General features: G+C 73.5%; 21 protein-coding genes and 1 pseudogene. 15 read left to right on the top strand and 7 right to left on the bottom strand.

The genetic code is table 11. From position 1 onward, the window contains the following. Window positions 1-85 precede the first annotated feature (85 nt). Window positions 86-724 (top strand): NUDIX domain-containing protein, encoded by a 639-nt coding sequence (locus ABD324_RS27315; RefSeq protein ID WP_344423182.1) that lies wholly within the window; start codon window positions 86-88, stop codon window positions 722-724. A 39-nt stretch (window positions 725-763) separates the two neighbouring features. On the opposite strand, the gene ABD324_RS27310 is transcribed toward ABD324_RS27315, so the two are convergent. The 3 genes from ABD324_RS27310 to ABD324_RS27300 are packed head-to-tail and all read right to left on the bottom strand — an operon-like array spanning window position 764 to window position 3,811. Then, on the bottom strand, window positions 764-1,693 hold the full coding sequence (locus ABD324_RS27310) for an MBL fold metallo-hydrolase (protein ID WP_344423180.1): 930 nt from the start codon (window positions 1,691-1,693) through the stop codon (window positions 764-766). Window positions 1,694-1,703: 10 nt separating this feature from the next. Then, window positions 1,704-2,609: a fumarylacetoacetate hydrolase family protein gene (locus ABD324_RS27305; protein ID WP_344423176.1), complete on the bottom strand. Its 906-nt coding sequence runs from the start codon at window positions 2,607-2,609 to the stop codon at window positions 1,704-1,706. Next, window positions 2,606-3,811, bottom strand: coding sequence for a cytochrome P450 (locus tag ABD324_RS27300; RefSeq protein WP_344423173.1), 1,206 nt, complete (start codon window positions 3,809-3,811; stop codon window positions 2,606-2,608). Before ABD324_RS27300 ends, ABD324_RS27305 begins: the two co-directional genes overlap by 4 nt. A 112-nt stretch (window positions 3,812-3,923) precedes the next feature. Between ABD324_RS27300 and ABD324_RS27295 the strand changes: the two genes are divergently transcribed. Next, on the top strand, window positions 3,924-4,814 hold the full coding sequence (locus ABD324_RS27295) for a helix-turn-helix transcriptional regulator (protein WP_344423170.1): 891 nt from the start codon (window positions 3,924-3,926) through the stop codon (window positions 4,812-4,814). 44 nt (window positions 4,815-4,858) lie between these two features. On the opposite strand, the pseudogene ABD324_RS27290 reads toward ABD324_RS27295, so the two are convergent. Beyond that, window positions 4,859-5,643 (bottom strand): annotated as a pseudogene (locus ABD324_RS27290) (SCO6745 family protein). A 68-nt stretch (window positions 5,644-5,711) separates the two neighbouring features. On the opposite strand from ABD324_RS27290, the gene ABD324_RS27280 reads away from it, so the two are divergent. The 13 genes from ABD324_RS27280 (at window position 5,712) to ABD324_RS27220 (ending at window position 16,994) form a co-directional block, all read left to right on the top strand. Further along, window positions 5,712-6,698 carry an LLM class F420-dependent oxidoreductase gene (locus ABD324_RS27280; RefSeq protein WP_344423162.1) on the top strand — a complete coding sequence of 329 codons (987 nt, stop codon included), beginning with the start codon at window positions 5,712-5,714 and terminating at the stop codon, window positions 6,696-6,698. A gap of 67 nt (window positions 6,699-6,765) precedes the next feature. Next, window positions 6,766-7,683, top strand: coding sequence for a site-specific tyrosine recombinase XerD (locus tag ABD324_RS27275; RefSeq protein ID WP_344423160.1), 918 nt, complete (start codon window positions 6,766-6,768; stop codon window positions 7,681-7,683). 17 nt (window positions 7,684-7,700) lie between these two features. Beyond that, window positions 7,701-8,444 carry a DUF4097 family beta strand repeat-containing protein gene (locus ABD324_RS27270; protein ID WP_344423157.1) on the top strand — a complete coding sequence of 248 codons (744 nt, stop codon included), beginning with the start codon at window positions 7,701-7,703 and terminating at the stop codon, window positions 8,442-8,444. Between the two features lie 144 nt (window positions 8,445-8,588). Continuing rightward, window positions 8,589-9,506 carry a ParA family protein gene (locus tag ABD324_RS27265; RefSeq protein WP_344423154.1) on the top strand — a complete coding sequence of 306 codons (918 nt, stop codon included), beginning with the start codon at window positions 8,589-8,591 and terminating at the stop codon, window positions 9,504-9,506. 7 nt (window positions 9,507-9,513) lie between these two features. Beyond that, window positions 9,514-10,329: a segregation and condensation protein A gene (locus tag ABD324_RS27260; protein WP_344423150.1), complete on the top strand. Its 816-nt coding sequence runs from the start codon at window positions 9,514-9,516 to the stop codon at window positions 10,327-10,329. Next, entirely contained in the window at window positions 10,310-11,092 is a 783-nt protein-coding gene (scpB, locus tag ABD324_RS27255) for an SMC-Scp complex subunit ScpB (RefSeq protein ID WP_344423147.1), read from the top strand. The genes ABD324_RS27260 and scpB overlap by 20 nt, the downstream gene beginning before the upstream one ends. 8 nt (window positions 11,093-11,100) lie before the next feature. Beyond that, window positions 11,101-11,859, top strand: coding sequence for a pseudouridine synthase (locus tag ABD324_RS27250; protein WP_344423144.1), 759 nt, complete (start codon window positions 11,101-11,103; stop codon window positions 11,857-11,859). Then, window positions 11,859-12,221 (top strand): chorismate mutase, encoded by a 363-nt coding sequence (aroH, locus tag ABD324_RS27245; RefSeq protein WP_344423141.1) that lies wholly within the window; start codon window positions 11,859-11,861, stop codon window positions 12,219-12,221. Before ABD324_RS27250 ends, aroH begins: the two co-directional genes overlap by 1 nt. Before the next feature lie 128 nt (window positions 12,222-12,349). Then, window positions 12,350-13,045 (top strand): (d)CMP kinase, encoded by a 696-nt coding sequence (gene cmk, locus ABD324_RS27240; RefSeq protein ID WP_344423138.1) that lies wholly within the window; start codon window positions 12,350-12,352, stop codon window positions 13,043-13,045. Beyond that, on the top strand, window positions 13,042-13,683 hold the full coding sequence (locus ABD324_RS27235; protein WP_344423135.1) for a lysophospholipid acyltransferase family protein: 642 nt from the start codon (window positions 13,042-13,044) through the stop codon (window positions 13,681-13,683). Before cmk ends, ABD324_RS27235 begins: the two co-directional genes overlap by 4 nt. Window positions 13,684-13,712: 29 nt before the next feature. Continuing rightward, window positions 13,713-15,128: a ribosome biogenesis GTPase Der gene (der, locus tag ABD324_RS27230; RefSeq protein ID WP_344423214.1), complete on the top strand. Its 1,416-nt coding sequence runs from the start codon at window positions 13,713-13,715 to the stop codon at window positions 15,126-15,128. 127 nt (window positions 15,129-15,255) lie between these two features. Then, window positions 15,256-15,885, top strand: a complete 630-nt coding sequence (locus ABD324_RS27225) for a response regulator (protein ID WP_344423132.1) — start codon at window positions 15,256-15,258, stop codon at window positions 15,883-15,885. After that, window positions 15,885-16,994 (top strand): sensor histidine kinase, encoded by a 1,110-nt coding sequence (locus ABD324_RS27220; RefSeq protein ID WP_344423129.1) that lies wholly within the window; start codon window positions 15,885-15,887, stop codon window positions 16,992-16,994. The genes ABD324_RS27225 and ABD324_RS27220 overlap by 1 nt, the downstream gene beginning before the upstream one ends. Window positions 16,995-17,040: 46 nt before the next feature. On the opposite strand, the gene ABD324_RS27215 is transcribed toward ABD324_RS27220, so the two are convergent. The 3 genes from ABD324_RS27215 to ABD324_RS27205 form a co-directional block, all read right to left on the bottom strand. Then, on the bottom strand, window positions 17,041-17,793 hold the full coding sequence (locus ABD324_RS27215) for an alpha/beta fold hydrolase (RefSeq protein ID WP_344423126.1): 753 nt from the start codon (window positions 17,791-17,793) through the stop codon (window positions 17,041-17,043). Further along, window positions 17,790-19,187, bottom strand: coding sequence for an MFS transporter (locus tag ABD324_RS27210; RefSeq protein ID WP_344423123.1), 1,398 nt, complete (start codon window positions 19,185-19,187; stop codon window positions 17,790-17,792). The genes ABD324_RS27215 and ABD324_RS27210 overlap by 4 nt, the downstream gene beginning before the upstream one ends. Before the next feature lie 83 nt (window positions 19,188-19,270). Then, window positions 19,271-20,380, bottom strand: coding sequence for a PucR family transcriptional regulator (locus tag ABD324_RS27205; protein WP_344423120.1), 1,110 nt, complete (start codon window positions 20,378-20,380; stop codon window positions 19,271-19,273). Window positions 20,381-20,638: the final 258 nt, after the last annotated feature.

Here is a 20,638-nt window from a genome sequence, read left to right as displayed (position 1 = left end):
CGGCGCCCGCAGCGGACAAGGCGGCGACGAACCCGGTGCCCGACAAGGCGGGCGAGCCCGTCGAGACCCCGGCCGAGGCCCGCTCGTGACCCGGACCCGCCCAGGGGAACACTCCTTCCCCGTCGCGTCGTCGAGGGACATCTACGAGGGCCGGGTCATGGCGCTGCGGGCCGACTCGGTGGTCATGCCGGGTGGTCGCGAGGCCATCCGGGAGATCGTCGAGCACCCCGGCGCCGTCGCGGTCGCCGCGGTCGACGCCGACGACCGGCTCATGATGATCCTGCAGTACCGCCACGCCGTGCGCCGCCGGCTGTGGGAGATGCCCGCCGGCCTGCTCGACCACGCCGGCGAGGACCCGGCCCTCGCGGCCGCCCGCGAGCTGGAGGAGGAGGCCGGGCTGGTCGCCGCCGAGTGGTCGGTCCTGGTCGACACGGTCTCCTCGCCGGGCTTCAGCGAGGAGGCGGTCCGCGTCTTCCTGGCGAGCGGCCTCACCGAGGTCGACCGCCCCGACCTGGGCGACGACGAGGAGTCCGAGCTCGAGACCCGCTGGATCCCCCTCGCGGAGGCGGTGGCGATGGTGCTGCGCGGCGAGATCGTCAACGCCATCACCATCGCCGGGATCCTCGCGTTGCAGGTGGTCCGGGACGGCCACGGCGAGACCCGCCCCACGGACGCGGAGTGGCCCGACCGCCCCACCAACTTCGCCGCCCGCAAGACCCCGTGAGTGGCGATAGTCGCCAGAGCGACTATCGCCACTCACGAGTCAGACGGTGAATCCTTCGAGCGCCGCGATCCGGCCCAGGACGTCCAGGCGGTTGGCGGGCTCCCGGTCCGGGTCGCGGTGGTCGTAGACGTTCACGACGTTCTGGGCGATCCGGCTGCTCTCGTTCAGCCCGCTCCACTCCCCGAGGTCGATCGACGCGATGGCGGCGTCGACGTCGAGGCCGTCCTCGAAGCGCTTCCCCGCCTCCTGCTGCACGAACACCAGGTACTCCCGCATCCGCGCCACGTCCGGCTTGGCGCCGACGGGCCCGTGACCGGGCACGATCCGGTCGACGGGCAGCTCCAGCATCAGGTCGCAGGCGGCGATCCAGCGCTCCACCGGCCCCGCCCAGACGATCGGCGTGCCCCCGATGAACAGGACGTCCCCGGCGTAGAGCAGCCGCGCGTCCGGCACCTGGACGATCGCGTCGCCGGGCGTGTGGGCCGGCCCGACCTGGATCAGCCGCACCTCCCGCCCGCCGACGTCGAGGCTCGTCTCGCCGCTGAACGTGCGGGTCGGCGGGGTGGCCGTGATCCCCTCGAACTCGAAGGGCCCGAACACCTTCCGCACGAAGTCGCCGCGCGGCCCGGGCAGCTTCTTGAGCGCGGCGAGGCCCTCGACCTCCTCCTGCGTCATCAGGGCGGCGGCCGCCTCGGTGGCGACGATCTCGGCGTCGCGCACCAGCTCGTTGCCGAAGACGTGATCGCCGTCCGAGTGCGTGTTGACCAGCGTGCGGACGGGGCTGGTGTCCGTCACCGGGCGGATGCCCTCGAGCATCGCGCGGGTCAGGGCGAGGTCGAACAGCGTGTCGACCATGAGGCTCTCGCCGCCGCCGGTGATGAGCCCCGAGTTGCTCCAGCCCCAGCCGCCGTCGGGCTGCAGCCAGGCGTGGCAGCCGTCGCCGAGATCGTGCAAACCCTTGTCGTACATGGGTCTCCCTTCAGAATCCGGAGCGGAGCGGGACGAGCGGGGCACCGGCGACCACGGTCTGCCGGGTCTCCCCGCCGAACCCGCGCAGGGACACCACGTCGCCCGGCCGCAGCCACCGCGCCTCGGCGACGACCGGGGTGTCGACGTGTTCGAGCAGGCACCCGCCCGGCACCGTGCCGGAGCAGACAACGTCGCCCGGCACGAGATCGCAGCCACGCGAGGCGTAGGCGACCATCTCGCCGAAGCTCCAGTCCAGCTGGGAGAGGGTGCCGCTCGCCAGCACCTCCCCGTTGAGCGACGCCGAGAGCTCGGTCCCGAGGTCGGGATCGGTGTCCAGTGCCGGGCCCAGGGTGGACGCGCCGTCCTTGCTCTTGCCCATCCCGATGCCCTGCGCCATGTCGCGCATCTGGATGTCCCGGGCCGACCAGTCGTTGAACATCGTGTAGCCCGCGATGTGCTCGGCGGCGGTGTCCGGGTGCAGGTCCCGGCCGCCGCGGCCGATCACGGCGGCCACCTCGAGCTCGAAGTCGAACAGCGCGCAGCCCGGCGGCACCGGGACGTCGTCGTAGGGGCCGACGATCGAGCCGACGTTGGCGAAGTAGTACGCCGGGGTCTGGTACCAGGCCTCGTGCAGGTCACCGGGCCGGCCTAGCGCCTTGTAGCAGCCGCGGAGGTGGTCGAGGAAGCCCAGCGAGTCCCGCACCGACGGCGGGCGGGGGAGGGGCGACAGGAGCCGGACGTCGGCGAGCGCGCGGACCTCCGCCGGATCGCGACGGGCGGCGTCCCCGGCCTCGTCGAGCTCCCCGCGGGTCAACAGGTCCAGCAGCGTGGTGCCCGCCGCCAGCCCGTGCACCCGGTCGTCGAGCAGGATCCCGGTCCGCGGCCCGTCCGCGCCGGAGTACGTCACCCATCTCATGACGCGAACCTCACCGGGATCTCCTCCCATCCTCGGGCGACCTTGTTGGCGACCCGGCGCACCGGGGTCCCTGCGGGCGCGATGCCCGGGAAACGCTCCAGCAGCCGGGTGAAGATGATCTCGCCCTCCAGCCGGGCCAGCGGCGCGCCGATGCAGTGGTGGTGCCCCGGCAGGAAGGTGAGATGACGGTTGGGGGAGCGGCCGGGATCGAACGTCCCGGCCGCGTCGAACGCCCGGGGGTCCCGGTTCGCGGCCCCGATGACCAGCCAGACGATCGCGCCCGCCGGGATGTCCACGCCGCCGAGTGTGACCTCGCGGGTCGTCTTGCGCAGGTCCAGGTGCAGGGGCGGGTCGAAGCGCAGCATTTCCTCGACCAGCGCCGGGACGTTCTCCGGAAAGGCCGCCCGGGCCCGTGGCTCGGTGAACAGGTGCTGCAGACCGTTGCCCAGCAGGTTGACCGTGGTGTCGTTGCCCGCGGTGAGCAGCAGGGCGAGCGAGCCGAGCAGCTCGTCGTCGGGCAGGTCGGCGGCGGCGAGGACCGAGGTGAGGTCGTCGCGCGGCTCGGCCCGGCGCCGCGCCAGGATCACCCGCAGGTACTCGACCATCTCGTTCGCCGCGTGGATGGCCGTGGTCCGCGCCTCACCCTGGATGCCGGGATCGAAGGTCGCCGCGAGGGCCTGCGACCAGCGGCGGAACTCCGACTGCTCCTCCTCGGGCACGCCCAGGACGTCCGCGATGATCGCCACCGGCACGGCCCCGGCGAACTCCGCCATGAACCCGGCCTCCTGGCCGGGCTCGAACCGGTCGAGCAGCGCGCCCACCCGGGCCTCGACGATCGGGCGCCAGCGCCGCGTGGCGAATCCGGTGAACGCGGGCATCATCGCCTGCCGCATCCGGGTGTGCGAGGGCGGATCGTGGAACATGAACTGCTGCGCGCTGACGGCCATGAACGCCGCCTGCACGGGATCCGCCGGATCGTGGATGCCGGCGGGGGAGTCGTGGAAGTGGTCGGAGCTGAACAGGGCGTTGTCCCGGCCCATCCGCGCCACGTCGTCGTAGCGGAACGCGAAGTACCCGAGCGGTGGGAAGGCGTGGACGCCGCCGCCGGTCTCGCGCAGCTCGTCGTACAGCGGGAAGGGATCGGGATCGTCCCCCATCAGGCGGCCCATCAGGCTGCCCACGTGCGTCTCCATCGACGTCATGCCGCGACGGTAGGAGCCCGGCCCGCCCCGGCGCTCGGACCTGCGCGCACGTCTTCCGGACGGACACGCACGGCGGGTACGGTCCGCCGCACCACCACACGGCAGGGACGCCATGTACCAGGTCGAGACCGTCACCACGCGGCACGCGCCGGCCGCCGCCCGGGCGGAGCTGTGGAGCGCGACGGTGACGGCCTTCCAGGGCGAGCACCGCTTCGCCTACCCGGTCCCGGAGCGCTTCGACGCCACCGCCACCCGCCAGCGCTCCGACCGGTACCAGCTGGTCACGTGGCACATCGAGCAGGAACAGACGATCAGCCGCACCCGCGGCGGCGACGACCTCCACCGGCTGCTCTTCCCGCTCTCCGGCACCGCGGACCTGCGCCTCGGCGGCGAGGACCACCGCCTCACCCCGGCCGACGCCGTCCTGCTCGGCCCCGACGGCGGGTTCACGCTGCGCATGCCGCCGGGCAGCCGCGGCCTGGTCGCGACGCTCTCCCGCACCGAGCTGCCCGCCGGGCACCGCCTGCTGGACCTGGCCCGCGCGCCCGGCCGGGTGCTCGCACTCATGCTCACCACCCTGGTCGACGACCGCGCGGCCCTCGACCGCCGCGGGTTCGACGCGGTGTGCGGGCAGGCCGCCGAGCTCGCCCGCCTCGTCGTCGACGACCGCGACGCCGTCCCGGAGCAGGACCTCGCCGCGCAGATCCGGCTCGTCGTGCGCCGGCACGCCGCCGATCCGGACCTGACCGGCGCCGCCGTCGCGAGGCGCGTCGGGTGGTCGTTGCGGCAGGTCCAGGCGGTGCTGCACCGCGAGGGCACCAGCCCGAGCGCCCTGATCCGCGAGGCCCGCCTCGACCTGGCCCGGGACCTCCTCGCCCACCCCGGCACGATCACCGCGATCGCCCGCGCCAGCGGCTTCCACTCCATCGACGCCTTCGAGAAGGCCTTCCGCCGCGCCACGGGAGCCACGCCGACCGAGTACCGGCACCACCCGACCCCGTGAGTGGCGATAGTCGCTATGGCGACGATCGCCACTCACGAGGACTCTCAGCCGGCGGCGCGTTTGCGCGGGTCGTCGGGGAAGGTCCCCGCCTCGATGCAGGTGGCGGACCAGGCGTCCAGAGACCCGATCACCGACCCGACGTCCGGGAGCGCGGCGAGCAGGTCCTCCTGCGACCGGTCCGTGGCCGCCTCGATCTCATCGCGCAGCGTCCGGCCGGCCGAGGTCAGCGCGCCGGCCGCGACCAGGCCGTCCGACTCCAGCCGGGCCAGTGCCGCGTCCGCCCGCTCCGAGGGCCAGCCCCGCGTCGCGCTGTACTCGCCCACGGGGTAGCCCACCCACAGCTCGGCGAGGATCCCCGCCCGCACCGGGTCGAGCCCGGCGGCGACCACCGCGCCGAGGTGCGCGTCGCCGCGGTGCTCCCGCACCAGGTCCGCGGCCCGCCAGAGCCGGCCGAAGGGATCGGCGAGCGGCGGCTGCGCGCGCAGGGCGGCGAACAGGGGCCGGGCCGTGACGTCGACCACAGCGCAGGCCTCCTCGAGCGCCGCGGCGACCTCCGCCACCCGCGGTGCCGAGGCCTCCCCGAGCGTCGCGCGCAGGCTCGCGGCCGTGGCCCGGTCCCGCACCGCGATCAGGTCCGGGAGCGGGAGCAGGCCGCGCCCCGCCGTCCACAGGCGACGAGCCCGGGCTCGAACACCCCGAACACGGCCGTGACCAGCGCGGACGGGACCTCGCCGAGCGGCGCCGCCCGGCCCGTCAGGTAGCCGGTGAGGAAGTCGTGGCCGTGCGGCTCCAGCGCGGCGTGCACCGCGGGGGACCAGACGGCGTGCATCGCGACCGGCTCGAGCGCGTCGCGGAGCAGGCGAGCGTGGTGGGTCATCGCGCAATAGTCTCGGGCTCATGCGCTTCGGACTCTTCGTCCCCCAGGGATGGCGGCACGACCTCGTCGGCATCGACCCCGCCGAGCACTGGAACGTGATGAAGGGGCTGGCGGCCCACGCCGACGCCGGCCCCTGGGAATCAATCTGGGTCTACGACCACTTCCACACCGTGCCCCGCCCCACCGACCAGGCCACCCACGAGGCCTGGTCGCTGATGGCGGCCTACGCCGCCTCCACCAGCAGCGTCCGGCTGGGCCAGATGTGCACCTGCATGGCGTACCGCAACCCGGCCTACCTGGCGAAGGTCGCCGCGACGATCGACGTCATCTCCGGCGGCCGGGTCGAGATGGGCATCGGCGCCGGCTGGTACGAGCACGAGTGGCGCGCCTACGGCTACGGCTTCCCGCGCGCGGGGGAGCGGCTCGGCATGCTCGACGAGGGCGTGCAGATCTTCAAGCAGGCCTGGGAGCAGGGCAGGTCCACCCTGGACGGCAAGTACTACCAGGTCGAGGGCGCGATCTGCGAGCCCCGCCCGCTGCAGCCCGGCGGTATCCCCCTGTGGATCGCGGGCGGCGGCGAGAAGGTGACGCTGCGGATCGCGGCGAAGTACGCGGACTACACCAACTTCGACGGCAGCCCCGAGGGCTTCACCCACAAGTCCGAGCTGCTCGCCGAGCACTGCACGGACCTCGGCCGGGACTTCGAGGCCATCGTGCGCTCCGCGAACTACAACGTCGCGATCGCGCCCACCGAGGCCGAGGTCGAGGACCGGCTGCAGCAGCTCGTCGACCGCCTGCGGCCCCACGTCGGGGACAAGCGTGCCGAGAGCCAGCTGGCCGGCTTCCGCGGGCTGCCGGGCGTCGGGACGCCGGAGCAGGTCGTCGAGAACCTGCGCGCGATGGCGGCCCGCGGCATGACCTACGGGATCTTCAACTTCCCCGAGGCCGCCTACGACCGCTCCGGCATCGAGCTCTTCGAGCGCGAGGTCATCCCGAACCTCCCCTGACGCGTTATGGATCCATAACGCGTTTCGTGACGGCCCGTGGGTGCGTTGTGGATCCATACTGCGAGGCATGGGTGCGGGGGTCGGGGCTACCGTGGACGCCTTTCTGGCGCATCTCGCGGTGGAGCGGGGGAGCTCGCCCAACACCCTGCGCTCGTACGGCACCGACCTGGACCGCTACGTCGCCCACCTGCAGGACCGGGGGATCGACGACCTCGGGGCCGTCCGGGAGTCCGACGTCGGGGACTTCGTGGTCGCCCTGCGCAGCGGGGAGGCGCCGCTCGCCGCCTCCTCCGCCGCGCGGGCCCTGGCGGCCGTCCGCGGCCTGCACCGGTTCGCGACGCGGGACGGGTTGGTCCCCGTGGACGTCGCCAGGTCCGTCGCCCCGCCGGCCCTGCCGAAACGGCTGCCGAAGTCGCTCTCGGTCGACGACGTCGAGCAGCTCCTCGCGGGCTGCGTGGGCGACGGTCCGACCGCCCTGCGCGACCGGGCGCTGCTCGAGCTCCTCTACTCGACGGGCGCGCGGATCTCCGAGGCGATCGGGCTCGACCTCGACGACCTCGACCCCGGGTCGCGCACGGTCCTGCTGCGCGGCAAGGGCGGCAAGCAGCGGATCGTGCCGGTCGGGCGCCCCGCGCTGGCCGCCGTCGACGCCTATCTCGTCCGGGCCCGCCCCGGCTTCGCCACCAAAGGCCGCGGCACGCCCGCGCTGCTGCTCAACGCCCGCGGCGCCCGGCTGTCCCGGCAGAGCGCCTGGCACGTCCTGCGCGCGGCGGCGGATGCCGCGGGCCTGGACCCGAGCGTGGTGTCCCCGCACACCCTGCGGCACTGCTTCGCGACCCATCTGCTGGCCGGCGGTGCGGACGTCCGCGTGGTGCAGGAGCTGCTGGGCCACGCATCGGTCACCACCACGCAGATCTACACGCACGTCACCGTCGACGCCCTGCGCGAGGTCTACGCGACCGCCCATCCCCGCGCCCGAGGGTGACCGCTACGGTGCCGAGCGTGATCTGCCGGGGAGTCGTCGCCGCCGTCCTGCTGCTCGCCCTCGCGGGGTGCGGCACCGCGGCGCTGCAGACCGCGGGCGGCTCCACCACGGCCACGAGCAGCGCGAGCTCCGCCGGCTCCGACACCGGCAGCGACTCCGGCAGCGACTCCGGCACCGACACCCACACCGGCCCCGTCACCGCCGTGGTCGTCGACTCCGACGCCGGGGACGTCGCGCTGCGCCCCGGTCCGGACGGCTCGGCCACCGTCGCGCACGAGTTCCGCTACACCGGCGAGAAGCCCCGGCTCACGCAGTCCCTCGACGGCGGCACCCTGCGGATCACCGCGCGGTGCCCGCAGACGCAGGACCGCTGCTCGGTGACCCTGACGGTCACGGTGCCGGCCGCCGCGGCGTCGACCGTCGACCTCGGCGCCGGCGGGATCACCGTGGGAGCGCTGAAGGGCGACCAGACGCTCACGACCGCGGCCGGCGGCGTCACGGGCGACGGGCTGGTGGCCGCGAAGGTCACCGCGAAGACCAGCGCCGGGAGCGTGACGCTCCGCTTCGCCGCCGCACCCACCGCCGTCGAGGCCCGGTCGAGCGCGGGGAGCGTCGAGGTCCTCGTGCCGACGGGGCGGTACCGGGTCGACGCCTCGACGACCGTCGGGAAGACCCGGATCGACGTCCCGGACAGCCCCGGGGCGAGCGCGACGATCACCGCCCGCAGCACCACCGGCAGCGTCACGGTCGCCCCGAGCTGACCCCCTGACGGCGGGACTGTCCTCCGGATGGTCTAACGTCGGGCCACTTCGACCGGAAGTTCGAGTCGCCCGGGCGTGGCGCGTTGCCGTGGTGGGTGAGGGCTTCCTACGCTGCGGCCGACACCAGAGGAGACCGGAGCCCGCATGGACACAGCACCGGCAGGGGACGGTCCGGGCGCAGAACCGACAACGGACCCCGACTTCGACCCCACGCTCCCGGAGGAGCCGGTCGTGGTCGGCTCGGTCGGTGGGACCCACCGGGTCGGCGCCCCGGTACCGCCGCCGCTGACCGAGCACGGTCCGGCGCGGGTGATCGCGGTGGCGAACCAGAAGGGCGGGGTCGGCAAGACGACGTCGACCATCAACCTGGGCGCCGCGCTGGCCGAGTACGGCCGCAAGGTCCTGCTGGTGGACTTCGACCCGCAGGGCGCGCTGTCCGTCGGGCTCGGCGTGCAGCCCCACCAGCTCGAGTCCACGATCTACAACCTGCTGATGGAGCGCGGCGTCGAGGCGGAGGACGTGATCCTCGAGACCTCCGTCGAGGGCATGGACCTGCTGCCCAGCAACATCGACCTGAGCGCCGCCGAGGTCCAGCTCGTCACCGAGGTCGGCCGCGAGCAGGCCCTGGGCCGCGCGCTCAAGCGGGTCCTCGGCAACTACGACGTCGTGCTCATCGACTGCCAGCCCTCGCTGGGCCTGCTCACGATCAACGCCCTGGCCTGCGCCGATCACGTGCTCATCCCGTTGGCCTGCGAGTTCTTCTCGCTCCGCGGCGTGGCCCTGCTGATGGACACCATCGACAAGGTCAAGGACCGGCTCAACCCGGACCTGCAGCTGATCGGGATCCTCGCCACGATGTTCGACTCCCGCACGCTGCACACCCGTGAGGTGCACCAGCGCGTGGTCGAGGCGTTCGGCGACCTGGTCTTCGACGCCGTGATCAACCGCACCATCCGCTTCCCGGAGACGACCGTGGCCGGCGAGCCGATCACCACCTGGGCGCCCACGTCGAGCGGTGCGGAGGCGTACCGGATGCTGGCGCGCGAGGTCATCGCGCGGTGATCGGACAGTGACCCTGGCCGACGACAGGACCCCCGAGGTCAGGCCGCGCTTCACCGTCCGGCTGAAGAACTTCGAGGGCCCCTTCGACCTGCTGCTGCAGCTGATCGGCAAGCACGAGCTCGACGTCACCGAGATGGCGTTGCACAAGGTCACGGACGACTTCATCGCCCACCTCACGGCGCTGGGCGACGACATGGACCTCGACGAGACCACCGAGTTCCTGGTCGTCGCGGCCACCTTGCTCGACCTCAAGGCCGCGCGGCTGCTGCCCAACGCCGAGGTGGAGGACGAGGACGATCTCGCCCTCCTCGAGGCGCGGGACCTGCTGTTCGCCCGGCTCCTGCAGTATAAGGCGTACAAGCAGGTGGCGGGCCTGTTCAAGGAGCTCGAGGCCACCGCGCTGCGCCGGTTCCCGCGGTCGGTCGCGCTCGAGCCGCAGTTCGAGGGGCTGCTGCCCGAGGTGCTGCTCGGGATGGACGCCGCGTCCTTCGCCCAGCTCGCCGCGACCGTCTTCCGGCCGAAGCCGCCGCCCGTCGTCGGGATCGACCACGTGCACCAGCACGACGTGTCGGTGCCCGCGCACATGCAGATCCTGCGCGAGCGGCTCGCGGAGCTGGGGCAGGCCACCTTCGCGGAGCTGACGGCGGACTGCGTGGCCCCGATCGAGGTCATCGCCCGGTTCATGGCGGTCCTGGAGCTGTTCCGCGAGGCGGCCATCGAGGTGGACCAGCCCGAGGCGTTCGGGGAGCTGACCGTACGCTGGACGCCCCTGCAGGGCCCCCCGACCGCGAGTGAGACGTCCGATGAGCAGCCCGGAGCCTGACGAGACGCCCGATCTCGACGCGCTCGAGGCCGCCTTCGCGGAGACGGAGCCTGCGGAGTCGACCATCGGCAGCCCGGAGCCCGCGGAGCCGACCATCGGCAGCCCGGAGTCCCCGGAGCCGACCATCGGCAGCCCGGAGTCCCCGGAGTCGGTGGTCGACGAACCGGAGCTCGCGGAGTCGCCCGTCGGCTCGGATCTCGACGAACCGGGCCTGCCGACCCTCGCGCGCGACGACGAGCTCACGGCCGCCCTGGAGGCGTTGCTGCTGGTGGTGGACTCCCCGGTGGACGAGGCGTCCCTCGCCTCCGCGCTCGACCAGCCCGTCTCCCGGGTCGAGCGGGCGGTGCGCCGGCTGGCCGAGTCCTACCGCGAGCGCGGCAGCGGTGTCGACCTGCGCCGGGTGGGTGCGGGCTGGCGGTTCTACACCCGCGACCTCTACGCGCCCTACGTCGAGCGTTTCCTGCTCGACGGCCAGCGCGCCACCCTCACCCGGGCCGCGCTGGAGACCCTCGCCGTCGTCGCGTACCGGCAGCCGGTGACCCGCGCGCGGGTCTCGGCGGTACGCGGTGTGAACTGCGACGGCGTCCTGCGTACCCTTCTGACGCGCGGTCTCGTGGAGGAGGCCGGTGTGGACGGGCCCACCCAGGGCACGTTGTTCCGCACCACCGAGCTCTTCCTGGAGCGGCTGGGGCTGTCCTCGCTGGAGGATCTGCCCCCGCTGGCGCCGCTGCTGCCGGACATCGATGCAATCGACGAGCTGTAGGACTGAACATGAGTGACTCCGCACCCGAGGGTGTGCGGCTCCAGAAGGTGCTGGCGCAGGCGGGTATCGCCTCGCGCCGAGCGGCCGAGGAGCTGATCGCCGCCGGGCGCGTCTCGGTGGACGGCAAGATCGTCCGCGAGATGGGGCGCCGGGTCGACCCGGAGCGGGCCGTCGTGCACGTCGACGGCTCCCGCATCCAGCTCCGGGACGACCAGGTCTACCTGGCCCTGAACAAGCCCGTCGGCATGCTCTCCACGATGTCGGACGACCAGGGCCGGCTCTGCGTCGGCGACCTGATCATGCATCGCACGGAGCTGCTGAACCAGGCGGGCCGGCTGTTCCACGTCGGGCGGCTGGACCAGGACACCGAGGGCCTGCTGCTGCTGACGAACGACGGCGAGCTCGGCCACCGGCTGATGCACCCCTCCTACGAGGTCGAGAAGACGTACGTGGCGGAGGTGCAGGGGCAGATCGGCCGCGACGTCGGGAAGCGGCTCCGTGAGGGCGTCGAGCTGGAGGACGGCCCCGTGAAGGTGCACTCGTTCCGGCTGGTGGACTCGCTGCCCGGGCGGTCGATGGTCGAGGTCGTGATCCACGAGGGCCGCAAGCACGTCGTCCGCCGCCTGCTCGACGAGGTCGGCCACCCCGTGGAGCGCCTGGTGCGCACCGCGGTCGGGGACGTGCGGCTCGGCGACCAGCGGCCCGGCAAGCTCCGGCCGCTGAACCAGAGCGAGATCGGCTCGCTGTACAAGGCGGTGGGGTTGTAGTGGCGGTGCGTGCGGTGCGGGGCGCCATCCAGATCGACGGCGACTCCCGGGACGACATCCTCGAGGGCACGGCGGAGCTGGTCACCGCCGTGCTGAAGCGCAACGAGCTGACCAGCGACGACATCATCTCGATCCTGTTCACGGCCACGCCGGACCTGACCGCGGAGTTCCCCGCGTACGCCGCGCGGCTGCTCGGGCTCACGGACGTGCCGCTGATGTGCGCGGTCGAGATCGCCGTCCCGGGTGCGATGCCCCGGGTCCTGCGCCTGCTCGCCCACGTCGAGACGGACCTGCCCCGCGCCGACGTGCACCACGTCTACCTGCGCGGCGCCGCGGCCCTGCGCCGCGACCTCCCCAACTGACCCGTGAGTGGCAATGGTCGTGATAGCGACCATCGCCACTCACGAGGGCGGTCGGGGCGGCCCGGACCCCGGCGGGCAGAATGGGAGGGCTCGCGCGGGTGTGCGGGATTCTGCGTGAGGGGTGGGTCATGGCCGGGGTGCTGCACGGGGTCGTCGCGATGGACGGTCCGTCCGGCACCGGCAAGTCCACCGTGTCCCGGCGGCTGGCCCGCGAGCTCGGGGCCGCCTACCTGGACACCGGCGCGATGTACCGCGCCGTCACCCTCGCCTGCCTGCGCGCGGGGCTGACCGCCGAGAGCCCCGCCGCCGAGATCTCCCGCGCGGCGCTCGCGGCCGAGCTGCACTCCGTCACCGACCCCTCGGCGCCGAAGATCCTGCTGGCCGGCGAGGACGTCGAGGCGGAGATCCGCGGCGAGGCCGTGACCAGGGCCGTCTCGGCGGTGTCGGCGGTGCCCGAGGTTCGCGACGCGCTCGTGGCGCGCCAGCGCGCGTACATCGACCAGGCCCGGGCCGGGATCGTCGTCGAGGGGCGGGACATCGGCAGCGTCGTCGCGCCGGACGCCAAGCTGAAGGTGTACCTCACGGCGTCGGAGGAGGTCCGGGCCGCGCGGCGCAACCGGCAGGACGCGAAGGCCGGCCGGTCCGCGGACGCCGCGGCCACCCTCGCGGACGTGCAGCGCCGGGACCGGTTGGACTCCACCCGCAAGACCTCGCCGCTGCACGCCGCGGCGGACGCCCTGGTCCTGGACACCGACGAGATGTCCGTCGACGCCGTGCACACGGAGCTGCTGCGCCTGGTCGCCGATCGCGGGATGGTGTCGTGACGACCCCACTCCCCGAGGGTGCGAGCGCGCGCCTGCACGACGTCGCGCGCTGGATCGGCACCTGGTGCTTCGTGCCGTTCCTGCGGGTCCGGGTGCACCATCGCGAGCGGATCCCGGTCACCGGGCCGGTCGTGCTGGTGGCCAACCACAGCTCGCTCGTCGACGGCCCGTTGATCTTCGGGCTGGTCCGGCGGCGCGCCGTGTTCTGGGTCAAGCAGGAGATGTTCGCCGGGCCGCTGGGCCCGGCGCTGCGCGCCATCGGGCAGATCCCGGTGCGGCGCGGCGAACCCGACCGTGCCCCGCTGACGGCGGCGCTGGCCGTCCTGCGGGGCGGCGGGCTGATCGGCGTGTTCCCGGAGGGCACCCGCGGGAGCGGGGACGTCGAGGCGGCCCAGCAGGGTGCGGCCTGGCTGGCCCGGTCGTCGGGGGCGCAGATCCTGCCGGTGGTGTGCCGTGGCACCCGCCGGCCGCGGGGGAGCGGACGCAGGTTCCGCCCCCGCGTGGACGTGCTGGTGGGAGAGCCGTTGCCGGCCCCCACCGGGAAGGGCCGCGCCGAGCTGGCGGCGGCCACCGAGACCGTGCGAGGCGCGCTCGCCGCGCTGGTCGCGGATCTGGACGAGGTACGGAGCAACGCGTGAGTGAGATCAGCGGGTCCGATCGGGCCGCCATGGCGGACCTGGGTCTGGACCCCGAGGAGTTCGTGGGGGACGAGTTCGCCGAGCTCGGATCCGAGGAGGAGGCGCCGGGGCCCACCCCGGTCCTGGCCGTCGTCGGCCGGCCCAACGTCGGCAAGTCGACCCTGGTCAACCGGTTCCTGGGACGCCGCGAGGCCGTCGTGCAGGACATCCCGGGGGTCACCCGGGACCGGGTGTCCTACGACGCGCTGTGGAACGGCCGCCGGTTCAGCGTCGTCGACACCGGCGGCTGGGAACCGGACGCGACCGGCCTGCAGAAGGAGGTCGCCGCCCAGGCCGAGATGGCCATGCGCACGGCGGACGCGATCCTGCTGGTCGTCGACTCGCGGGTCGGGGTGACCGCCGTCGAGGAGGCCGCCGCCCGCGTGCTGCGCCGCTCGGACCGGCCCGTCCTGGTCGCCGCCACCAAGGTGGACGACGAGCGGATGGTCGCCGAGGTCGCGGCCCTGTGGCGCCTCGGGCTCGGCGAGCCGTACCCGGTGTCCGGCCTGCACGGCCGCGGCTCCGGCGACCTGCTCGACGCGATCCTCGAGGCACTGCCGGAGACCCCGCGCGAGACGTTCGAGGCCACCCGCGGCGGCCCGCGCCGGGTCGCGCTGGTGGGCCGCCCGAACGTCGGAAAGTCCTCCCTGCTCAACCGCGTGTCCGGCGAGGTCCGGTCCGTGGTGCACGAGGTGGCCGGCACCACGGTCGACCCCGTCGACTCCCTCGTGGAGCTCGACGGCGAGATCTTCCGCTTCGTCGACACCGCCGGCCTGCGCAAGCGGGTCAAGATGGCCTCGGGCATGGAGTACTACGCCTCGCTGCGCACCCAGGCCGCCATCGAGGCCGCCGAGGTCGCGCTCGTGCTGCTCGACGCGAGCGAGCCGATCTCCGAGCAGGACCAGCGCGTGCTCACCATGGTCGAGGAGGCCGGGCGGGCGCTGGTGATCGTCTTCAACAAGTGGGACCTGGTCGACGAGGACCGCCGGCTCGCGATGAAGCGCGAGCTGGAACGGGACCTCGTCCGGGTCCGCTGGGCGGAGCGGATCAACATCTCCGCGCTCACCGGCCGCGCCACCTCGCGGATCGCGCCGGCGATGCGCACCGCGCTCGGATCCTGGGACCAGCGGATCCCCACCGGCCGGCTCAACAGCTGGCTCACCGACATCATCGCGGCCACCCCGCCGCCGGTCCGCGGCGGCAAGCAGCCCAAGGTCCTGTTCGCGACCCAGGCCGGCATCCGCCCGCCCACGTTCGTGCTGTTCACCAGCGGTTTCCTGGAGGCGGGCTACCGCCGGTTCCTGGAGCGGCGGCTGCGCGAGGAGTTCGGGTTCGAGGGCTCCCCGATCCGGCTCTCGGTGCGAGTGCGGGAGAAGCGGGTTCGCGGCAAGGGCGGGCGGCGCTAAGGTCGCCGCGATGGCGGCGGACGGAGCGGACACCGGGCGTGGTGCGTCCGGCCCTGTCCGTGCCGCCGGGAGGGCTCCCGGGAGGGCCCCCGAGAGAGCCGCAGCGAGTGCGGTCGAGAAGGCCGTCGTGCGTGTGGTCCTGGCGGACGACGAGCCGCTGCTCCGGGCGGGCCTGCGCACCGTGCTGGAGGCGCGCGGCACCGTCGTCGTGGTGGGGGAGGCCTCGGACGGCGACGGGCTGATCGCCGCCGTCGACGAGCACCGGCCGGACGTCGTCCTCGCGGACGTGCAGATGCCCGGCCGGGGCGGGCTGGACGCGCTGCGGGTGCTCTGCGCACGGCCGGACGCCGTGCCCGCCGCCGTCCTCACCACGTTCGACCTGGACGACTACGTCGCCGAGGCGCTGCGCATCGGCGTCCAGGGCTTCCTGCTCAAGGACGCCGAGCCCGACGCGCTGATCCGCGCCGTCCTCGACCTCGCCGCCGGCGGTGCGGTGCTCGATCCGCGCATCACGGCCCGGCTGCTCCCGCGCCTGGTCAGCGAGCCGGTGGTCGCCCCGCCGCGGCCACCGGACCTCACCCTGCGCGAGCGGCAGGTGCTGCGGCTGCTGGCCGCGGGGGAGCCCAACGCCGCCATCGGGTGCGAGCTGGGGCTGGCCGAGGCGACGGTGAAGAAGTACGTGTCCGCCCTGCTGGTGAAGCTCGGGGCGCAGAACCGGGTGCAGGCGGCGCTGCTGGCGCAGGGCTGGGAGGCGTGATGAACCAGTGGGTCCGCAGGGCGGGGCTCGAGATCCTGAGCGTCGCGGTGCCGGCGGGGCTGGTGATGCTCGCCGCGCCCGGCCCGTTCGCCTGGTCGGTCGCCGCCGGCCTGCTGGGCTGCGCGCTGCTGCCCCTGCGGCACCTGTGGCCGCCGCTGGCGGTGATCGGGGCGCTGCCGGCGATCGCCGGCGGGCTCGGCTGGCCCTCGTCGACCGTCGCGCTGTTCGCCCTCGGGCGGCGGTGGGGACGCCTGGAGCGCACCCTGCTCTGGTTCGTGTCCGTCGTGGTAGCGGCCGTGGTGCCGGTGCTGGTGACCCAGGACCTCGGCTGGCGCTCGATCGTCCTCACGGTGCTGTTCGCCGCGCTGTCGGCGGGCAGCCCGCTCGGCGTCGGCCTGCTCACCGCCACCCGCGAACGCCTGACCACGAGCCTGCGCGAGCTGGAGGACGCCCGCGAGGCCACCGTCGCCGCCCGCGAGAGCGCTGCCCGCGCCGAGGAACGCGCCCGGATCGGCCGCGAGGTGCACGACGCCGTCGGCCACCACGCCACCCTCATCGCCGTCGGAGCCGCCGCGCTCGCCGCGTCCACACAGGAGGAGCCGACCCGCGAGGCCGCCGAACGCCTGCGCGCCCAGGCCAAGGAGGCACTGGGGGAGATGCGCAGCGCGCTCGGCCTGGTCCCGACCCAGGACCGCCCGGGCTCGCTGCGGCAGCTGGTCGACCGGGCCCGCGCCACCGGCCTCGACGTCCTGTACGAGACGCGCGGGGACGCCGTCCCGCTCTCGGCCGCCGCCGACCGGGCCCTCTACCGGGTCGTGCAGGAGGCGTTGACCAACGCCGCCCGCCACGCTCCCGGCTCCACGGTCCGCGTCTTCGTCGACCGCCGCCCGGCGTCCGAGGTGCGGGTGGAGGTCTGCAACGGCCCCGGCCGCCCCGTCCCCGGCGCCTTCGGTGTGGGCGGCGCCGGCCTCGCAGGCCTCGCGGAACGGGTCCGCAGCGCGGGCGGGACCCTGACGAGCGGGGTGGTCGAGAACGGCGGGGGATGGCGGGTCGCCGCGACCCTCCACCACCCGGAACCGGCCCCCGGCCCGCCGCGCGTGGGCGTCTGATCCCCACGAGCAGACGATCACGGAGCCGACGACCGGCCCCGGCCGGTCACGCGGCCGAGCCGAGGAGCACGTGGTCCCGGATGATGTCTCCCACGAGCCGCGGGTGCTCCATCTGGACCCAGTGGCCGGACTGTTCGACACGGTGGAACTCGAGGTCGGGCCGGCTGGCGAGGAGCCTGGTCGGGTCGATCGGCCGGAAGGCGCTGACGTAGCAGAGGCGTGCCGGGCTCCGGCGGATCTCGGCCACGGCGTCGACCGTGAGGATGTCCCGCATGAGGGCCGCGCCGGCCGCCGGGTCGGTCGCGCGGATCCCCACCTCCACCTCCTCGGCCAGCGCGGCCCCCGCCCACTCGCCCAGGCTGGCGCGGTGCAGGGCCTGCGCGGTGTCCGTCCAGCCGTCCCGCGCCAGGTCCGCGGCCAGGCCGGCCGCCCAGTCCACCATGGACTCGCCGTCGAAGATCGCGGTGTCCAGCATGGTGACGCTGTCGATCCCGGGCACGGAGGTGGAGAGCCGCAGGCAGACGGCGCCTCCTGCGCTGTGGCCGACCACCGCGAGCCGCGGGCCCGCCAGCTCGGCGACCACCTCGGCCAGGGCCTCGACCTGGGCCCTCAGGGTCCCGCCGGCCGGCCCGACCGGCGAGGTTCCGTGCCCCAGGAGGTCGACGGTGACGACGGACGCGTCCCGGCTCAGCTCCTCGGCGAGGGCCTCGACCTGGGCCCGGCGGCCGCCGAGACCGTGGACGAGGAGCACCGTCCAGTCGCCCCCGGCACCTCGGCGGTCGAACTCCAGCGCCGTCATCGAGCGGTGTCCTCCTTCGTGAGGACGCTGTCGGCCGCCGGGCCCTCGTCGTTGATGGACTCGAGGCCGGCGCCGGTCACCCGGGGACCCAGCGCCCGCACCACGACGGCCAGCACGCAGGCGGTGGCGGCGATCGCGGTGAACATGAGGGTGGCGCCCCCGCTGTAGAGGAGGGGAAGCAGCGCGAACGGCATGAACGCGGTGGTGAGCCTGCTCAGCGAGTAGGCCGAGCCCGCGCCGGTCGCCCGGAGCCGGGTCGGGTAGATCTCGGCCTGGTAGATGTGGAAGAAGTTCGAGAAACCGTTGCTGACCGCCGTATAGACGAACCCGAAGGCGATGATCGCGGGCGCGGACGTCGAGGTCCCGAACAGATATCCCACGACCGCCAGCACGAGCAGGGAACCGAAGAGCAGCGTGCGGCGTTCGACGCGGTCGACGATGAACACCGTGAGAGAGGAGCCGATCGGGTAACCCACGAAGATCAGGGTGGTGAACACGGCCGACTGGACGACGTCGAATCCTTTCGCGGCCAGCGCGAGAGGAGCGAGCGTGCCGAATCCGTAGTACACGACGGTGCTCAGCGTGTGGAAGATCCACATCATGGTCGTCCGCTTCCGCAGCGGACGGGAGAACAGTTCCACGAAACGGCTCGGCCGCTCGTCGACGACGACCGAGGTGTCGACCTCGGCGAGGGTCTTGCCCTCCGCCACCGCACTCGCCTCGAACTCCGAGACGATCCGGTCCGCCTCCTCGCGCCTGCCGACCGACTCGAGCCAGCGCGGGGACTCCGGCAGCCGGGTCCGCAGCACCCAGCAGACGAGCGCGCCCAGGCCGCCGAGCAGGAACATGATGCGCCAGCCGTCGATGCCGAAGAGGGTGCCGCCACCGAGGTGGATGGCCAGCAGGCCGGTGAGCGGGATCGCGCAGAACGCGAACGTGTACGCCCAGGCGGTGAGCCTGCCCCGCTTCGCGGCGGGCACCATGTCGGAGAGATAGGAGTCGCACAGCGGCGGCTCGGCGCCGATGCCGATGCCGGCGATGAACCGGCAGATGATCAGCATCTCCACGTTGACGCTGAACGCGGCGACGATGGAGAAGACCGAGTAGATGGCGAGGGTGAGGAAGAACGCGCGGCGCCGCCCGATTCGGTCGGCCACCCGGGACAACGAGAGCGCGCCGAAGAATGCGCCTATCCACACCGAGGCCAGCACCAGTGCGACCTGGCTGCCGTCGAGCGCGAAATCGCGTTTCAGGGCATTGGCGAGCGTTCCGGTGAGGAATACCTCGTACAGGTCGAAGAACAGACCCACGCCGACGACCGCGACCAGGATCCTGGTCTTTCGGGTGACGGGTAAACGGTCGAGTCTCGGCCCGACCGCGACGACATTGTCCATGTCGGGAATGCTAGGTCGGCCCTGTGACAAAGGGCATACGCAGAACGTCGGTCAGTCGGCGGCCACCCCGACACACTGTCGGGTCAGGCCGGGTGCGAGGCCAGCACGGACTCGCCGAGCTGCGACAGCCGCAGCGCCGCGAGCACGCCGAGGCCCCGCCACCCCTCGTGCCAGCCGGGGCCCAGCAGGTCGTTGATCCGCTCGAGCCGCTGGTAGAGCGTCGCGCGATGGATGTGCAGCTCGCGTGCGGCCACCGCCATCCGGCCGCCGTGCTCGGCGATGACGCGCGCGGTGTCGACGAGAGCCGGGTCCGCGTGCCGCAGCAGCGTGGTCACCCCCGGGCTGAGGGTGTCCATCGCGTCGGCGGTCCTCGGCACGGCGGCGAGCAGGAGCCAGGTGCCGAGGTCCTCCCAGCGCAGGGCGGCGTCCCGGCGCTCGAGGACGGCCACCTCGTGGGCGTAGCGCGCCTGGGCTAGCCGTCGGGGCAGCTCGTCGGGCTGGTGGCCGACCTCGCTGAGGCCGGTGCCGGATCCCTCGCACCACAGCGGCGCACCCTCGGGCGTGACCGTGACGACGGCGTCGGACAACAACACGACGGCCGTGCCCTGCGGGGGGTGCTCGAACGGCCCGTCGGTGCCGTGGGTGAAGGCGACGCGCCAGGGTCCGCGCGGCACCCCGCCGGTCGACCTGAGCGCGCTCCATGCCTGCGACCGCGCGTACCGGTCGTCGCCGAACAGCGCCTGGTGACGGCTCGCCAGCACCTCCGGGTTCGCCAGCCAGAACGCGTGCACGGCCGAGCCCATGCGCGCGACGGCCCGCCGGACCACGGCCAGGTCCGCGTCGGACATCGGCGGGCGGTCGATGATCCACATGAACCCGACGGGGCCCTGCGGGGTCCTGATCATGACCCCGACCCGGTCGAGGGGGATGTCGTGGGCGGCGGACGCCGGTATCCGGACCGGCTCCTCGCCGATGTCGAACTGGGCCACGTACCGGCGGGCGGGCGCGCTGGCGCGGCGGTTCAGGATCGCCGCGCTGCGCCCCGCGTCGAGCTCGGGCTCCTGGGTGCTGAAGCTGAGCAGCCAGATGCCGGTATCGGTGACGGCGAGGGAACGACGGATGTCCTCGTGGAGGTCGTCGACGAACGGTTGCAGCAACGAGCCCAGTCGGGCCCGGTGTTCTTCGCCGGGCATGTCGTCGGCTCCCTTCCCGCGGGTCACAGTGTGCACGCGCGCGGGTCCGGGAGCCAGGAGGCACCGGAGGGGCCGGCCGCGGGGCGCGTCAGGCCTCCCGGGCGGACCGGCGCGCGCATGACGGGGGTAGCGCCGATGCGGTGTAGGACGTGGCCGACGGACATTCATCCGGGACCCCCTGATCGAAGTCACTCGATAGTGGTACATACTCGGCGGTCGATCACAGAATCGGTAGCGTCCGTGCCAAGAGAGCCACCG

The sequence above is a fragment of the Pseudonocardia ailaonensis genome, from assembly GCF_039531635.1.
GTDB lineage: Bacteria > Actinomycetota > Actinomycetes > Mycobacteriales > Pseudonocardiaceae > Pseudonocardia > Pseudonocardia ailaonensis.
The sequence above is the reverse complement of the archived record's forward strand: the minus strand, read 5'-3'. Positions and strand labels throughout refer to the sequence as shown.